General features: G+C 65.4%; 12 protein-coding genes. 4 read left to right on the forward strand and 8 right to left on the reverse strand.

The window, feature by feature from the left end:
* Positions 1 to 171 precede the first annotated feature (171 nt).
* From IEY68_RS13415 to IEY68_RS13440, 6 genes are all read right to left on the reverse strand, one after another.
* Positions 172 to 630, reverse strand: a complete 459-nt coding sequence (locus IEY68_RS13415) for a MaoC family dehydratase (RefSeq protein ID WP_062997984.1) — start codon at positions 628 to 630, stop codon at positions 172 to 174.
* A gap of 157 nt (positions 631 to 787) precedes the next feature.
* Positions 788 to 2,572, reverse strand: a complete 1,785-nt coding sequence (locus IEY68_RS13420) for an acyl-CoA dehydrogenase (RefSeq protein ID WP_062998105.1) — start codon at positions 2,570 to 2,572, stop codon at positions 788 to 790.
* 166 nt (positions 2,573 to 2,738) lie between these two features.
* Positions 2,739 to 3,668: an SDR family NAD(P)-dependent oxidoreductase gene (locus IEY68_RS13425; protein WP_062997982.1), complete on the reverse strand. Its 930-nt coding sequence runs from the start codon at positions 3,666 to 3,668 to the stop codon at positions 2,739 to 2,741.
* A gap of 46 nt (positions 3,669 to 3,714) precedes the next feature.
* Entirely contained in the window at positions 3,715 to 5,352 is a 1,638-nt protein-coding gene (locus tag IEY68_RS13430) for an FAD-dependent oxidoreductase (protein ID WP_062997980.1), read from the reverse strand.
* Complete coding sequence (locus IEY68_RS13435; protein ID WP_062997978.1) at positions 5,349 to 6,617, reverse strand: cytochrome P450; 1,269 nt, start codon at positions 6,615 to 6,617, stop codon at positions 5,349 to 5,351. The genes IEY68_RS13430 and IEY68_RS13435 overlap by 4 nt, the downstream gene beginning before the upstream one ends.
* A 3-nt stretch (positions 6,618 to 6,620) precedes the next feature.
* Positions 6,621 to 6,815 carry a ferredoxin gene (locus IEY68_RS13440; protein ID WP_062997975.1) on the reverse strand — a complete coding sequence of 65 codons (195 nt, stop codon included), beginning with the start codon at positions 6,813 to 6,815 and terminating at the stop codon, positions 6,621 to 6,623.
* A 293-nt stretch (positions 6,816 to 7,108) separates the two neighbouring features.
* Here IEY68_RS13440 and IEY68_RS13445 point away from each other — a divergent pair, with 293 nt between their 5' ends.
* The 4 genes from IEY68_RS13445 to IEY68_RS13460 are packed head-to-tail and all read left to right on the forward strand — an operon-like array spanning position 7,109 to position 13,770.
* On the forward strand, positions 7,109 to 8,902 hold the full coding sequence (locus tag IEY68_RS13445; RefSeq protein WP_062997973.1) for a flavin-containing monooxygenase: 1,794 nt from the start codon (positions 7,109 to 7,111) through the stop codon (positions 8,900 to 8,902).
* 58 nt (positions 8,903 to 8,960) lie between these two features.
* Positions 8,961 to 10,598: a flavin-containing monooxygenase gene (locus tag IEY68_RS13450; RefSeq protein WP_062997971.1), complete on the forward strand. Its 1,638-nt coding sequence runs from the start codon at positions 8,961 to 8,963 to the stop codon at positions 10,596 to 10,598.
* 44 nt (positions 10,599 to 10,642) lie between these two features.
* A complete protein-coding gene (locus tag IEY68_RS13455) occupies positions 10,643 to 12,076 on the forward strand; it encodes an aldehyde dehydrogenase family protein (protein WP_062998103.1) in 1,434 nt (477 codons plus the stop codon).
* Positions 12,077 to 12,114: 38 nt separating this feature from the next.
* Positions 12,115 to 13,770 carry a fatty acid--CoA ligase gene (locus tag IEY68_RS13460; RefSeq protein WP_062997969.1) on the forward strand — a complete coding sequence of 552 codons (1,656 nt, stop codon included), beginning with the start codon at positions 12,115 to 12,117 and terminating at the stop codon, positions 13,768 to 13,770.
* Between the two features lie 31 nt (positions 13,771 to 13,801).
* Here IEY68_RS13460 and IEY68_RS13465 read toward each other — a convergent pair whose 3' ends face one another.
* Together IEY68_RS13465 and IEY68_RS13470 are read right to left on the reverse strand one after the other, a co-directional pair.
* Complete coding sequence (locus IEY68_RS13465) at positions 13,802 to 13,999, reverse strand: hypothetical protein (protein ID WP_189094243.1); 198 nt, start codon at positions 13,997 to 13,999, stop codon at positions 13,802 to 13,804.
* A 539-nt stretch (positions 14,000 to 14,538) separates the two neighbouring features.
* Entirely contained in the window at positions 14,539 to 15,339 is an 801-nt protein-coding gene (locus IEY68_RS13470; protein ID WP_062997967.1) for an SDR family NAD(P)-dependent oxidoreductase, read from the reverse strand.
* Between the last annotated feature and the right edge of the window lies 1 nt (position 15,340).

The following is a 15,340-nucleotide window of genomic DNA, read 5'->3' on the forward strand; positions in this document are numbered from 1 at the left end:
TCACACCGCGATGCTGTTCGGGGACGCGAAGAAATCGGTCGGCGCGGTCACCGAGGAACTCAAAGCCCTCTGACCTCCGCGACGATGGGCCCCGGTCGACCGACCGGGGCCCATCGTACAGATGAGATAACGGGCGGCTCCGATGAATCCCCGGAGCCGCCCGGCGGCGAATCAGTCGTAGAAGCGGTAGACCGCCTCGGCGACGCAGACCGGCTTGTCGGCGCGATCGCATTCCACGATGGCCGCCACCACGACCTGAACTCCCCCCGACACCCGTTCGGCCGACAGGAGCGTGGCGGCCAGCCTGATGCGGGAGCCCACCGGAACCGGGGCCGGGAAGCGGACCCTGTTCAAGCCGTAGTTGACGCCCATCGAAACCGGCTCGACGGTAAGCACCCGCCCGACCATTTCGCTGAGCAGTGACAACGTCAGATAACCATGCGCGATCGGGCCGCCGAACCGGCTTTCCGCGGCCGCTCGCCGCGGGTCGACATGAATCCACTGATGGTCGTCGGTAGCGTCGGCGAAGAGGTCCACCCGGTCCTGAGTGATCTCGTACCAGTCAGTGGTTCCCAGCTCCGTGCCCGCGAGCAACAGCAGGCCCGGGACGGTCGTAATCTTCGTGGCCATAAGTGTGGTATTTCCTCCTGTGGGTCAAAAGTCACGTGACAGTGACGCCGCCGTGGACGATGGCAGTCCATCCGGCGATAGAACCGGGGCCGATCCGTCGACCCGAATCCCCCTGCGAGCACACTCATGCGCCCATCCCCTGACCAGCACCGCGACCTCAGAACCAGTCGGGGTGCGCGTCGAGGGTGGTGCGGTCCAGTCCGGCGAGCAGGTCGAACCGAGGTGCGACCGTCGGGAGCTCGTGCGCGAAGAAGTACTGAGCCGCGATGCGTTTACCGTTATAGAAGTCGCCGCGTCGATCACCCACGACGAGCAGCTGTTCCAACCAGATCCAGGCGATCACGACGTGCCCGGCGGCCTCGAGATACACCGACGAATTCGCCAGCGCGAGAGCTGGATCACCGTCCGACCACAGAGTCGCGGTGACCTCCCCCAGCCGGTCGACGAAAGCCTGTAATTCCTTCGCGTATCCGGCGATCTCGCCGGACCGAGCGCGAGCTTGGTCGAGAGTTTCAGCCATGATGCCCAGCAGTAGCTTCAGGCCCGCGCTGTCGTTCGCGACGACCTTACGGCCGAGCAGATCCAAACCTTGAATACCGTGGGTGCCTTCGTGGATGGGATTGAGCCGATTGTCCCGATAGAACTGTTCGACATCGTATTCCCGGGTGTAGCCGTAGCCGCCGTGTACCTGGATCGCGAGACTGTTGGCGAGCAGACACCACTGCGACGGCCAGCTCTTGGCGATCGGTGTCAGCACCTCGAGCAGGAGCTGTGCCCGCGCCGCCGACTCGGGGTCGGCGGCGGTTTTCTGTTCGTCGACCAGTTGTGAACAGTAGAGCACCAGTGCCAGCGCACCTTGGACGTAGCTTTTCTGGGCCAACAGCATCCGTTTGACGTCAGCGTGCTCGATCAGTGCCACCGGGGCGGCGCCGGGGTTGCGAGGACCGAGCGCCCGGCCTTGGGTTCGTGTGCGCGCGTAGTCGACCGACTGCAGGTAGCCGGTGTATCCGAGCGCGGTGGCGAGCGCACCGACGCCGATGCGGGCCTCGTTCATCATGTGGAACATATAGGACAGCCCACGGTGCTCCCGGCCGACCAGATATCCCACGGCGCCGGGTTCGCCGGTCGGGCTATAGCGGCCCTCACCGAAGTTCAGCAGGGTGTTGGTGGTACCCCGGTTGCCCATCTTGTGGTTCAGGCCGACCAGCGCGACATCGTTGCGGGCGCCGCCCGGCAAGTATTTGGGCACCAGCAACAGGGAGATCCCTTCGACGCCGGGGCCGCCGCCGGGAATCTTCGCAAGCACCAGGTGCACGATGTTCTCGGTGAGTTCGTGATCGCCGCCGGAGATCCACATCTTCGTCCCGGTGACACGGTAGGTGCCGTCACCGGCCGGCCGCGCCGTGGTAGTGATATCGGCCAGCGACGAACCGGCCTGCGGCTCCGACAGACACATCGTGCCGGAGTACCGGCCGGCCAGCATCGGCCGCACATAGGTCTCGATCTGTTCCTCGGTGCCGTACTCGACGAGCAGATTGGCATTCGCGATCGTCAGGAACGGATACGACGTGGTCGCCGCGTTCGCGGCCTGGAACCACGCCAACGACGCGCGGGCGATGGTCACGGGCAGCTGCGAGCCGCCGAGATCCTCATCGAACTGACCCGCGATCATTCCCGCGGCGGCGAAGTCGTCGAGGGCCTTTTTGATGTCGTCGATCAATACGACTGTGCCATCCGGATGCATCACCGGCTCGGTGGCGTCGGATTTCTTGTTGTGCGACCGGAAGCGCGCGGCGGCGAGGTCGGCACTGAGGTCGAGGACAGCGTCGAAGGTTTCGCGGGAGTGTTCGGCAAACCGCTCGCGCGCACACAGCGCGGTGACATCGAGCCATTCGTAGAGGAGGAATTCGAGGTCACGGCGGGAAAGTATCGGGGCCGGCATATTCATCACTTCCGGGTCGGTCTCGGTCGGAACACTTCGAACAGGCCCGCTGCGTCCGGTCCGCCGCGTGCACACTCGGTCACCACCACATGCTCGGCCCAGCGCTGCCGACAGGTGTGGTGCGGGTGGCCGAGCGACCGCGCGGTGGAGGCGAAGACGGTGTTTCTCATTCCGATGTTCCAGTCGGTGCCGCGTCCGCCCGGTCTGCGATCGTCAGGTATCGGCCGGTCTGGTCGAACGCGGATTCGGTGACGACGGCGTCGGTCATATCGCTGATCTCCGCCCACCGCTGCGCGATCACCTCCGGCGCGCGAACCGCCTCGGGCAGGTACACGCCCGCGGACTCCGTCATACGCGCGACCGCGAACACCCCGCCGCCCGCAGCGAGAACAGTCTTGGTCGGCGCATCATCGGATACCAAGAAGAGAGCACCGGGAGAGATCGATTCAGGGGCGAGCCGCGCGAACGCGTCAGCGTCGACGAGCCCTTCGGTCATCCGGGTCGCGGCGGTCGGGGCGAGGGAGTTGACCCGAATATCCCGTCGGGCGCCCTCGATCGCGAGCACGTTCATCAGTCCGACTACCCCCGATTTCGCCGCACCGTAGTTCGCCTGGCCGAAGTTGCCGTAGATACCCGACGCGGAGGTGGTCATCAGTATCCGGCCGTATCCCTGGTCGGCCATATGCGGCCATACGGCTTTCGTGCAGTGCACCGACCCCATCAGGTGGACATCGATCACCGTGCGGAAATCATCCAGGTCCACTTTGGCGAACGATTTGTCACGCAGGATTCCCGCGTTGTTGATCAGGATGTCGATGCGCCCCCACCGGTCCAGGGCACGGGCGACCATATCGGCTACCGCATCCACGTCGGTGACATCGGCCCGGTTCGCCATTCCTTCTCCGCCGCGGCGTTCGATCTCGGCGACCACCGCCGCGGCGGGCCCCTCGTCGGAACCTCCGCCCGCGACGGAGCCGCCCCTGTCGTTGACGACCACCCGGGCGCCCCGTTCGGCCAGCGCGAGCGCGTGCGCGCGGCCCAATCCGCCGCCCGCGCCAGTGACGACGGCTACCTTTCCGCTGAAGTCGACAGTCAAGAAAAAGATCCTTTCAGTGCCATGCACCGGCGGACGGGAAGGTCGATCACCTGCCCGCCGCGGCCAGCATTTCCGCTAATGTCACGAATTTCTCCCGCGGCCGTGTCGGTGAATCAGCGGCGCGCCGCTTTTCCGCGGCATCGATCGCCAGCCACGCACCGTGGTCGACGATCGACGGCTGCCGCGCGGCGATCACCGCGGCCAACTCGTCCGCCGAGCAACCCGGTTCCCCGAGTGTGCCGCCGAGGAAGTCATCGAGCACCGCCTCGACGGTTTCGGCGGCGCAGACTTGATTCGTCCCGATCACCCCGCTCGGGCCGCGCTTGGCCCAGCCGACGCAGTACAACCCGAGCTCGGGATCCTCTGGCGAGGAGTGGTGAATCCGCCCGACCCGGTGCGCGATAGTCCCGGTTTCCGAATTCAGAGGAAGGCCGTCGATGGGCGCGGCCCGGTACCCGATGGCACGCAGCACCAGGCCGGTGGACAGTGTCTCCAGCTCGGCGTTCCCGTCGGGCACCGTGGGGTCCCGCCGGAAGGTGAACGATTCCACCCGGCCGCTGCCGTTGAGCGAAACCGGAACCATGTTGTAGCGCAGAATGATTCGTTTACCACCCTGGCGCGGTGTGTGCGACGCGGCCTCGGCCACATGCAGTTTGCGGCGGGTAGTGGATCGTCGTAGTCGCCGATCGTCCGCGTCGTAACCGAGTTCGGACGACTCGGCGAGCAACTCCACCCCGGGCATACGAGTCAATGCGAGCAGTTCGGGTGTGGTGTAGGCCGCGTCGAGGACACCACGCCGGGCAGCGATGACCACCTCGCGAACGTCGGCCTGCCGCAACGCTTCCACCGCGTCGCGGGCCATATCCGTGGCCTCGAGAGCATGTTCATCGGTCACCATCAGCCGGGCCGCGTCCAGCGCCACGTTTCCGTTGCCGATGATCACTACTCGCTCACCCGACAGATCGAACCGCCGGCCGGCGTGGTCGGGGTGCCCGTTGTACCAGGCGACGAAATCGCGGGCCGAATGCACACCCGCCAATTCCTCCCCGGGTATGCCCAGAGTCCGCGCCTCGTCCGCCCCGGTCGCCATGACGACCGCGTGATGGGCGCCGAGCAGTTCGCCGATCGACACGTGCACGCCTACCTCGACATTGAACAGGCAATGCACATTCGGTCGTCGAATCACCTTGGCGAACACCTTGGCGGTGTCCTTGGTCGCCAGATGGTCGGGCGCGACACCGGCCCGCACCAATCCGTACGGCGTGGGCAGGCGGTCGATCAAGGTGACCCGCACTCCGGGGATCCGGCTCAGTTGGTCCACGGTATAGCAGCCCGACGGGCCCGAACCGACCACGGCAACCCGCAACTCCGGACGATCTCCGGACAGGCGGCGCCGCACGGTCCGCGCGTCCTCGACGACCTCGAGCGGGTTCTCGGCGAAATACTCCGCGTTGATCTCCCGGAACACCTCGAGGTCTCGGGGCATATCGTTCTCGTCGTAGACGGCTCCCACCGGGCATTCGGTCATACATGCCGCGCAGTCGATACAGGAATCGGGGTCGATGTAGAGCTGTTCAGCGGACATGAACTCCGGATCATCGGGCCGTGGCCGGATGCAGTCGACCGGACATGCGCTCACGCACGCGGCGTCACTACAGCAGCCCTGCGCGATAACGAAGGTCACAGCGCCTCCAGGATCCGTTCGCTGCGCACCTTGCGACCCGGCGTATAGCGGATCCTCAGCTCGGAGAACCCGGCGTTCACACAGGCGAAGGCGTAGTTGTGGGTGTTGTCCGCGTCGACGGTGTAATCCGGGATCCGCTCGAGGAATCTGGGCACCACGGTCTGGAAGATGGCGCGTGCCAGATTCGATCCCAGGCAGCGGTGGATGCCCGCGCCGAACGCGTAGTGGCGATTCGGCGAGCGCTCGAGGTCGGGTTCGGCGGGATCGTCGAACTCGGCCGGGTCCCAGTTCGCGGCCCGATACATGAACCACATCTTGTCGCCGGCTTTGATCGACTGTCCCTCGAGCTCGAAATCCTGTGTCGCGGATTTGGCCAGCCCGACCGCCGGGCTGACCCAGCGCAGGAACTCCTCGGTCGCGGTGCGCAGGAAATCGGTGTCGTCGACGAGGCGCGCCTTGATCTCCGGCTTGTCCTGGAGATACCTCAGTGCCCCGGCCATGAGCCCGGCGGTGGTGTCGAACCCACCGACGAGGATGTCGTAGATGAGGTCTTTGACCTCTTCGTCGGTGGTCGGGCGACCATCGATATCGGAGGCGATGAGATCGTCGAGCACCCCGGTTTCCGGTTGCGCACGGCGGGCGGCGATCGTCTCGCTCAAACGCTTCTGGATCCCGGGAATCCCCGCCTCCGACTCGCCGCCGCCCGGAACACCCGAGAACGTCTGATGGATGCGCTCGGCATAGAACCGCCAGTCCGCCAGCGGCAGACCCAGGATGTCGAGGGTGATGAGCGCGGTGACGGGACTGCCGACCTGCATGACGAAGTCGGCTTCTCCGGCCTCGATCATATGGTCGATGACTTCATCGGCGAACTCGGCGATCCGGTCACGGCGCTCGTCCACGGCCAATGGGGAGAACGGACGGCTCACCAATTTGCGATATCCGTCCCATTCGGGCGGGTCGGATTCGTTGGGCAGCGCACGGTAGCCCTCCGCTGTCGGGATGGTGATACCGCCTTTGAGCTGACCGTTCTCGTCGATATATTTCTCCGCCGTGAAACGGTTGCGATCACGGAGCCCGGCGCCGACCGCGTGATGGCCACTGATCAGCCAATGGCCGCCGTAGCTCTCCGTCCACGCCACCGGGCACTTCGACCTGACCTGCGCCTCGTATCCGGTCGTCCGCTCGGCGTATTCCGGGGCGTGGATATCGAAGTCGACGCTTTCGCGGGTCTCCGCGGAGCCGGCCGGTTGCACATTGCTCATTTCTCATTCCTCCACGGTGATCGCGCGCTCCGGGCATGCGGAGGCGCCTTGCCGCGCCTTGTCCCGCAGAGCCACCGGAACATCGGGCGAGTCGACGTACGCGTGACCGTCCTCGTCATCGAGATTGAACAGATCAGGGGCCACCATGGCGCACATCGTGTGCCCCTGGCAGTGCTCCCTGTTGATTCTGATGCGCATAGATACTCCTGTCGGTCCACCGATGATCAACTCGACGAGCAACTATCTCCGATACGTTCCGCAGTGCGGAACGTCGTGCCAAGTGATCCGCGTCATAATCTGACCCACTTTCCGATCGATGTCAACAGTGGATCCCCTCGGGCAACATGGTCGGCAACGCCGGGGTTGACAACGCCACGCCACGGCGCTGTAGTCTGTGACTCGCATCACCGGAACGACGTGCCACTGTGCGGACCGACCGATAGGTTCGGATTCGTCGCGGCGCCGACGAGCGAGATTGTTGAGGTCATGGGATGAGCGAGACCGCCACCGTGAACATCGAGCAGGATGCGGAGACCGTCCTCTCCGAGCCGACGGCCGACCCGGCACAGGTGGCGCGCAACTGGTTGGCGGAGTTCCAGTCGGCGCTCACGGCCGGCGCTCAACCGCCACTGGAGACGCTGTTCGTCGCGGACTGCTGGTGGCGCGACATCCTGGCAGTCGGCTGGGATCTGCGAACCGCACGCGGCTTCGAAGAGATCCGCACGGAGTTCGGCGACCGGCTGGCATCGACGGGCTTCACCGATTTTGCTCTGGATCCGTCGATCCCCGTCGACGCCACCGATGGCGTGATCACAGCCTTCTACACTTTCGCCACCGCAATAGCCCGCGGCCGCGGCATTGTCCGGCTGATGCACGAAGACGGCGTCCACAAAGCGTGGACCCTGCTCACCAAGGTCGAAGAACTCATCGGCCACGAAGAACGCCGCACATCGGTGCACGATGCCGCCGCCGAATCCCACAACGGTCCGGTGCAGGCGCGCGAGACCTGGCCCGAGAAACGCGCCCGTCAGATAGAGTTCACCGACGGTGACCCGGATGTGGTGATCGTCGGCGCCGGTCATGCCGGCCTGACCACCGCCGCGCGACTCGGCCACCTGGGCGTCTCCACACTTCTCGTGGAGAAATCGGCCCGCCTGGGCGATGTCTGGCGGCTGCGCTACAACAATCTGTCCCTGCACGACACCAAGTGGTACGGCCAGATGCCCTACCTGCCCTACCCCGACAACTGGCCGGTGTTCGCACCGAAAGAGCTGATCGCCGACTGGTTCGAGGCCTACGCCTGGATTCTGCAGCTCAACGCGTGGACCGGTACCGAGGCCGTCCAGACGGACTACGACGAAGACGCGGGCCGATGGAATCTGCGGGTGAACCGTAACGGCGCCGAACGCATCTTGCACCCGCGCCACCTCGTCTTCGCCACCGGCGCCTTCGCCGGCGACCCCACGATCCCCACCTACCCCGGTGCCGAAGCGTTCCGGGGTGAGACGATCCACTCCAGCCAACACCACGGCGGCCGCGACCTCGAGGGGAAGAATGTCGTCGTCGTCGGTACCGGAGCCAGCGCGCACGATGTCGCTCAGGACGCCTACGAGCAGGGTGCGCACGTGACGATGGTCCAGCGCGGCCCGACCTACGTCGTCTCTTCCCGGTACGGAGTACCCGCGATGCACGAAGCGCTCTATAGCGAGTCCAGCCCCCCGGTGGAGGACGCCGACCTCATCGCACTGTCCATGCCGTGGAACCTCTACCTGGAGACGGCCCGGCCGGGCGTCGCGGCGCTGGCCGAGATCGACAAAGATCTCCTCGACGGTCTGCGCGCGGCCGGGTTCCAGCTGACCGACGGAATCAACGGCTCGGGACTGTTCGGCCTGTCGCTGACCCGCGGCGGCGGTTACTACATCGACAAGGGATGCTCACAGCTCATCATCGACAAGAAGATCAGCTTGCGCCACGGTGAGATCGACCGATACACCGAAACCGGCGTCGTCTTCTCCGACGGCACGAGCGAGGACGCCGACCTCGTCGTCTTCGCGACCGGTTGGCCCAATATGCGCGACAACATACGACCGATTGTCGGCGACGCCGTCGCCGACCAGCTCACCGAGGTCTGGGGACTCGACGAACAGGGTGAGATCCGCGGCACCTTCCGTCCGTCCGGCCATTCGCGCCTGTGGTTCATCGCCGGCGGCTTCCAGCAATCCCGCTATGGCAGCAAACTCCTCGCCCTGCAGATCAAGGCCGGCGAACTGGGCCTCAACACATAGCGGCCCCCGGCAGACCCTCCCGGCGTCCTGGACCATCGGTACGAAGGAAAAAGAACAAGTGGCAGAAACGAATGCGACCCCGACCGGCCTACCCGGCGATCCTGCGCAGGTATACGACGTAATCGTCGTCGGTGCGGGTATGGGCGGTATCTACGCTGTGCACCGCTTCGCCTCCCAGGGACTCTCGGTGCTCGGTCTGGAAGGCGCCCCGGACGTGGGCGGCGTCTGGTATCACAACGCCTATCCCGGGGCCCGGGTCGATATCGAGAGCGCCAACTACTGCTATTTCTTCGATCCGGAACTGTATCGAGAATGGCACTGGACCGAACGCTACGCCGCGCAACCCGAAATTCTGGCCTACCTGAATTTCGTCGCGGACCGATACGACGTCCGCCGTCATATCCGGTTCAACACCTATATGACATCCGGGCAATGGGACGACGAAGCCAAACGGTACACAGTGACGACCGAGCACGGTGAGACCTTCACCGCGCGGTTCCTCGTCATGACCACCGGGCAGCTGTCCAAGCCGCGGAAACCCGACTTCCCGGGCTTGGACGACTTCACCGGGCAGTGGTATCAGACATCACGATGGCCGCATGAAGACGTCGACCTCGCGGGCAAGCGGATCGGCGTCATCGGCACCGGTTCGTCCGGGGTGCAGGCGATCACCGCGATCGCGCCGATCGCCGGGCACCTGACCGTCTTCCAACGCACGCCCAACTATTCGGTGCCCGCCTACAACCGGAGCGCCGATCAACGCAAGCACGAACGAATGGCCGCGGCAGTCGAGCAGGTGTGGGAAGAATTACTGGACACCCCCGGCGGCCTGATCCTGCCGCCGGGCCGGGGTGATTCGCGGCAGTACACACACGAACAGAAGCTACAGATGCTGGAGGAGCGGTGGGCCTTCGGCGGACAATCGCTGTTGTCGCTGTTCTCCGACCAGCCCGTTGATCCCGAGACGAACGAGCTCGTCGCCGAATTCGTCCGGGACCGTGTCCGCGATATCGTCACCGATCCACAGACTGCGGAAGCCCTGGTCCCCGACCAGTATCCGATCGGGGTACGCAGACTGTGCATCGACACCGGTTATTACGAAACATTCAACCGGGACAATGTCTCCCTCGTCGATATCAAGGCCGACCCGATAACACGGATCACCCCCGGCGGTATCGAACTTGCCAGTGGTGCCGAAATCGAGTTGGACATCATCGTGTTCGCGCTCGGATTCAATGCCTTCACCGGCGCACTGGACGAAGCAGGCGTCCGGGACGAAAACGGCCGCTCCCCCAGCGACAACTGGCACCGCGGCCCACGCACCTACCTGGGCTTGACGACGACCGGATTCCCGAATCTCTTCCTGGTGACCGGGCCCGGCAGCCCGTCGGTACTGGCCAATATGAACGTCGCCAACGTGCACCATATCGATTTCGTCGGCGCCCTCATCGCGTTCATGACCGAACGCGGCTACGAGCGAGTCGAACCGACACCCAGTGCCGAAGAGACATGGACAGCGCATGCCGCGTCCTTGGCCGAACCCTTGCTGCGCCGCCACCACGACAACTACATGGTGCACGTCAATCGCGACGACGGAACCCGGGTCTTCATCCCCTACGCCGGCGGGTTCCACGATTACGTCAAGCACGTCGAGAAGGTCGTCCGCGACAACTACGCCGGGTTCGCCTTCAAGTAAGCAGGTCGGCCATCGACCTCATTCCGCACGACAAGGACATGCTCATGCGCTCCAGCTACGACCTCTTCATCGACGGTGATTTCGTCGCCGGCGGTGGTACGCCCTTCACCACCACCGATCCCGCAACCGGCGCCGCGCTCGCCGAGGTGGCCCGCGCGACCGCCGCCGACGTCGACCGGGCCGTGCGCGCCGCCGACACCGCGCGGCTCGCCTGGGCACGGACCACACCGTCGGCACGGGGCCGAGTCCTTCTCGCGATCGCCGCGGCCATCCGGGAACACGCCGACGAACTCGCCCGTCTCGAGACTCTCGACAACGGCCAAGCCCTCGGCCAGGCCCGCGGCGATGTGGAGGTCGCCGCCCGCTACTTCGAGTTCTACGGCGGCGGTGCCGACAAACTGATGGGCGAAACGATCCCCCTGGGCCCGGACTACCTCTCCTACACCCGGCACGAGCCCTACGGAGTGGTGGCCTTCGTCCTCCCGTGGAACGCACCACTGCAACAGGCCGCGCGCGGCCTCGCCCCCGCACTCGCCGCCGGAAACGTGGGCGTGGTCAAACCCGCCGAAGACACCCCGCTGACCACCCTCGAGCTCGCGCGGATCGCCACCGACTGCGGCCTTCCGCCCGGTGTACTCAATGTCGTCACCGGCTTCGGTGAGGAAGCGGGCGCCGCGCTCGTCGAGCATCCACTCGTGCGCAAGATCGCCTTCACCGGTTCGGTCGACACCGGTTCCCTCATCATGCGCACGGCATCCGATCGTGTGATTCCACTCACCCTGGAACTCGGTGGGAAATCGGCGAATATCGTCTTTCCCGATGCCGACCTCGACGCCGTCGCACGCAGTTCCTGGACCGCTTTCACCATCAAATCGGGGCAGGTCTGCTCGGCGGGCACCCGCCTGCTGATCCATACCGACATCTACGACGATGTCCTCGAACTCCTTGTCGACCGGGCCCGCTCGGCCACGGTGAGCCGCGGATTGGACGATCCCGATATCGGTCCACTGGCCACCAGAGCACAGTTCGAGAAAGTCACCGGATACCTGAAACTCGGGCTCGAGGAAGGAGCGCGGCTGATCGTGGGCGGTGGAGTACCGGCAGATCCCGCGCTGCGGTCGGGAAACTTCGTCGAACCCACCATCTTCGCCGACGTCGACAACAACATGCGGATCGCCCAGGAAGAGATTTTCGGTCCCGTACTGTGCGCCATCCGTTTCCACGACGAAGACGAAGCGATCCGCATCGCGAACGACACGCGCTACGGTCTCGCCGCCGGCGTGTGGACCACCGACCTGAGCCGAGCACACCGTGTCGCCGCGGCGCTGGACTCGGGACAGGTCTATGTCAACGAGTACTTCGCCGGTGGTATCGAGACGCCCTTCGGGGGATTCAAGTCCAGCGGTTTCGGACGGGAAAAGGGGTTCGAGGCGCTGCGGCACTACACCCAGCTGAAAACCGTCACTGTCCGTATCTGACCCATGCGAACGAGAACGCGACGAAGGACAAGACCCCGATGAAGAGCACCATGCAACAGGTGCCGCTGACCGTGGCCCGGTTGCTCCGGCACGCCGTCACCACACATCCCACGGCGCGGGTCGTGACCGCGACCGCTACCGGCACGCGCACGTCGACGTTCGCCGACCTCGGTGTGCGCAGCGCCCGTCTGGCGAACGCGCTGCGTGCGCTGGGCATTGATGGCGACCAGCGTGTGGGCACCTTCCAGTGGAACAACACCGAACATCTCGAGGCCTATGCCGCGATACCGGCCATGGGGGCGGTCCTGCACACCTTGAATATTCGGTTGTCCGAACCGCAACTGCTGTTCGTTATAGGACACGCCGAGGACCGCGTACTGCTCGTCGACGCCGCGCTGGTGGACCGGCTTGCGCCACTCTGCGCTGAGCTGAGCACCATCGAGCACGTGATCGTCTCCGGTTCCGGCAGCGAAGAGACACTCCGGCCGTTGGAGGGCTTCCACTTCCGCGTCCACCTGTACGAGAAACTGCTGGCAGAGGCCGAGGCATCGTTCGATTGGCCGACGGTGAACGAGGACGACGCTGCCGCGATGTGCTACACGAGCGGCACTACCGGCGACCCGAAAGGTGTTGTCTACAGCCATCGTTCGGTATATTTGCACTCGATGGCATGCGCCATGGGCGATGCCTTCGGCATTACGACGCGCGACCGGGTGATGCCCGTGGTCCCGATGTTCCACGCCAACGCCTGGGGCCTCCCTTACGCGGCGATGCTCGTGGGAGCCGATCTGATCCTGCCCGACCGCTTCATGCGCCCCGAAGAACTCGTCCGGCTCATCGAAACAGCCCGCCCGACAGTCACCGCCGCCGTACCGACCATCTGGAGCGATGTGCTCGGCCGGATCCGCACCCACGGCGGCGACCTGTCCTCACTGCGGCTCCTGGTAGGCGGCGGCGCACCGGTACCGGTGAGCCTCCAGCAGGATATGGCCGCGACCACGGGTGTGCTGATGCTCCAGGCGTGGGGAATGACCGAAACCTCCCCCGTCGCACTCGTCGGCTGGCCACCTGTCGAAGAATCCGATCCGCGGCACTGGGGGTTCCGCGCCAAACAAGGCCGCCTGCTCGGATCGATCGAAGCGCGCGTGGTCGCCGACGACGGCACCGAGCTGCCCCGTGATGGCCGATCTGCCGGGGAAATCGAGGTCCGCGGCCCGTATGTCACCGCGGGCTACCACGGCATCGATCACTCCGATGCCCTCCACAACGGCTGGCTGCGAACCGGAGATATCGGCACCATCGACGAACTCGGTTATATCGCCTTGACCGACCGCGCGAAGGACATCATCAAATCCGGCGGCGAATGGATTTCCTCCGTCGAACTGGAATCACTCGTCGTCGCCCACCCCGCCGTGCGGGAAGCCGCCGCCATCGGCATCCCCGACGACCGCTGGCAGGAGCGACCGCTGGTCATGGTCGCGTTCCACCCCGGTATCACCGCGAGCTGCGCCGAACTACGCGAACACCTTTCGGGCGCTCTGGCCAAATGGCAACTGCCCGATACATGGGCGATTACCGACACCGTCCCCAAGACCTCAGTCGGCAAGTACGACAAGAAGCGCATACGGCAGCTGTACCACGACGGGGAAATCATCGTCCTGCGTACCGGCCGGGAAACCGCCGCCGATGACTGAGCAATGCGCAACCGAGGTCGACGAACATCATCTACGTTTCCGGCTCGCCGATACCGCGGACCATGACGCTCTGCTCCGGGTTGTCAGCATCATGCACCGTCAAGGTCTGTACATAAGGTCGTTGCACTTCGACCGGCAGACCGACGGCGGCGCCACCATCTTCGCGACCATAGCGACCACCGGCCACCGCGCCGAGCGCTTGATTCGATTCTGTGCCAATACGGCGCACATTCTAGAAGCTCTCGCGGCCGAAGACCCCTTGATCAGTACGCATGAGACCACTCCGGGTAGCCGACGTTGGGGACCTTCGTATCCCGGTCGGTGACGACGGATACCGATCGTTACGGCGATTCGCGCGGCACGACAAACCCGACACTCGGGACGCCGGGGACCTGACATTCGAACAGACCCCGACCCGGCACGCACAACGACCACGAGCCACCGAGTTCGGACCAGAGGAAATGCGGTGCCCGGCACCAAGGCCGGCAACCACTGCCCGAGTTCTCGGGACCGCTCCGGTGGCCAGGCGGCCGGAACGAACCTGCCCGTCTTCACCTCCTGCCGAGGATATTTCAGCAGCCCCGTAGCCTCCGAGCCGAGTGATCGCGGTGCGACCCCATCGACCCCAGAGGTCCGTGCACCCTTGTTGCCCCGCACCCGTGTCCACGCCACCAGCAGGAACGCCGGGGTGGTTCCCACCTGCCGCGGTGGCGAGGTCGGCGGCAGTGCGGCAACTACGGGCACAACATCCGGCTGCAGTCCAGCGGACTATTCGAAACCGGGAAGCTCTTCGCTCGAGGCCTGGGTCAGGGCGGTGGCTCCGCCGTCGGCGACGTGGATGCTGCCGGTCATCCAGGATGACGCATCCGAAGCGAGTAGGAGCGCGAGACCGACGATGTCATCGGGCCGGCCCCAACGTCGCATCGGGATGGAGTTCTCCCACGCGGCCACGCTGGACTCGGGGCGGGGCGCCGAACCACCGATTTTCGTGACCACCGGACCCGGGGCAAGGGCATTGACGCGCACCCCGAACCGCGCCAGCTCCAGCGCGGCTTGTCGAACCAGGCCGACCACGGCGGCCTTCGACGCGACATACGGATAACTCACCCGCGGCTCGGCGCGAAGCCCGGCGGTGGAGGCGGTGACGACGATGCTGCCCGCCCGCTGCGCCTTCATCACCCGCGCGCTCTGCTGGAGGCAGTGGAACAGGCCGTCCAGGTTCACACTCAGCACCCGCTGCCACGCTTCGAAAGACAGCTCGTCGATCGCTCCGCCTGGCTGCAGCAGTGAGGGTACGCCGTTGATTCCCGCGTTCAGGAACGCGACGTCGAGGCGCCCCGACGACGCCACGACACCGTCCACCAGTGCGCGGACCGCGTCCGGGTCGGTCACGTCGCACACGTGCGCGGTCGCGTTCAGTTTCCGCGCCGCTTCGTGTACCGAGTCCGAAATGTCCGCGAGGTGCACCGTGGCGCCCTCGGCCGCGCAGGTGCGGGCGATCTCCTGGCCGATCCCGCTCGCCGCGCCGGTCACCAGCACCACTCGCCCGTCGATTCGCAGAGTGTCCATG

Origin of the sequence: Nocardia jinanensis, from assembly GCF_014645735.1 — a bacterium.
Lineage (GTDB): Bacteria > Actinomycetota > Actinomycetes > Mycobacteriales > Mycobacteriaceae > Nocardia > Nocardia jinanensis.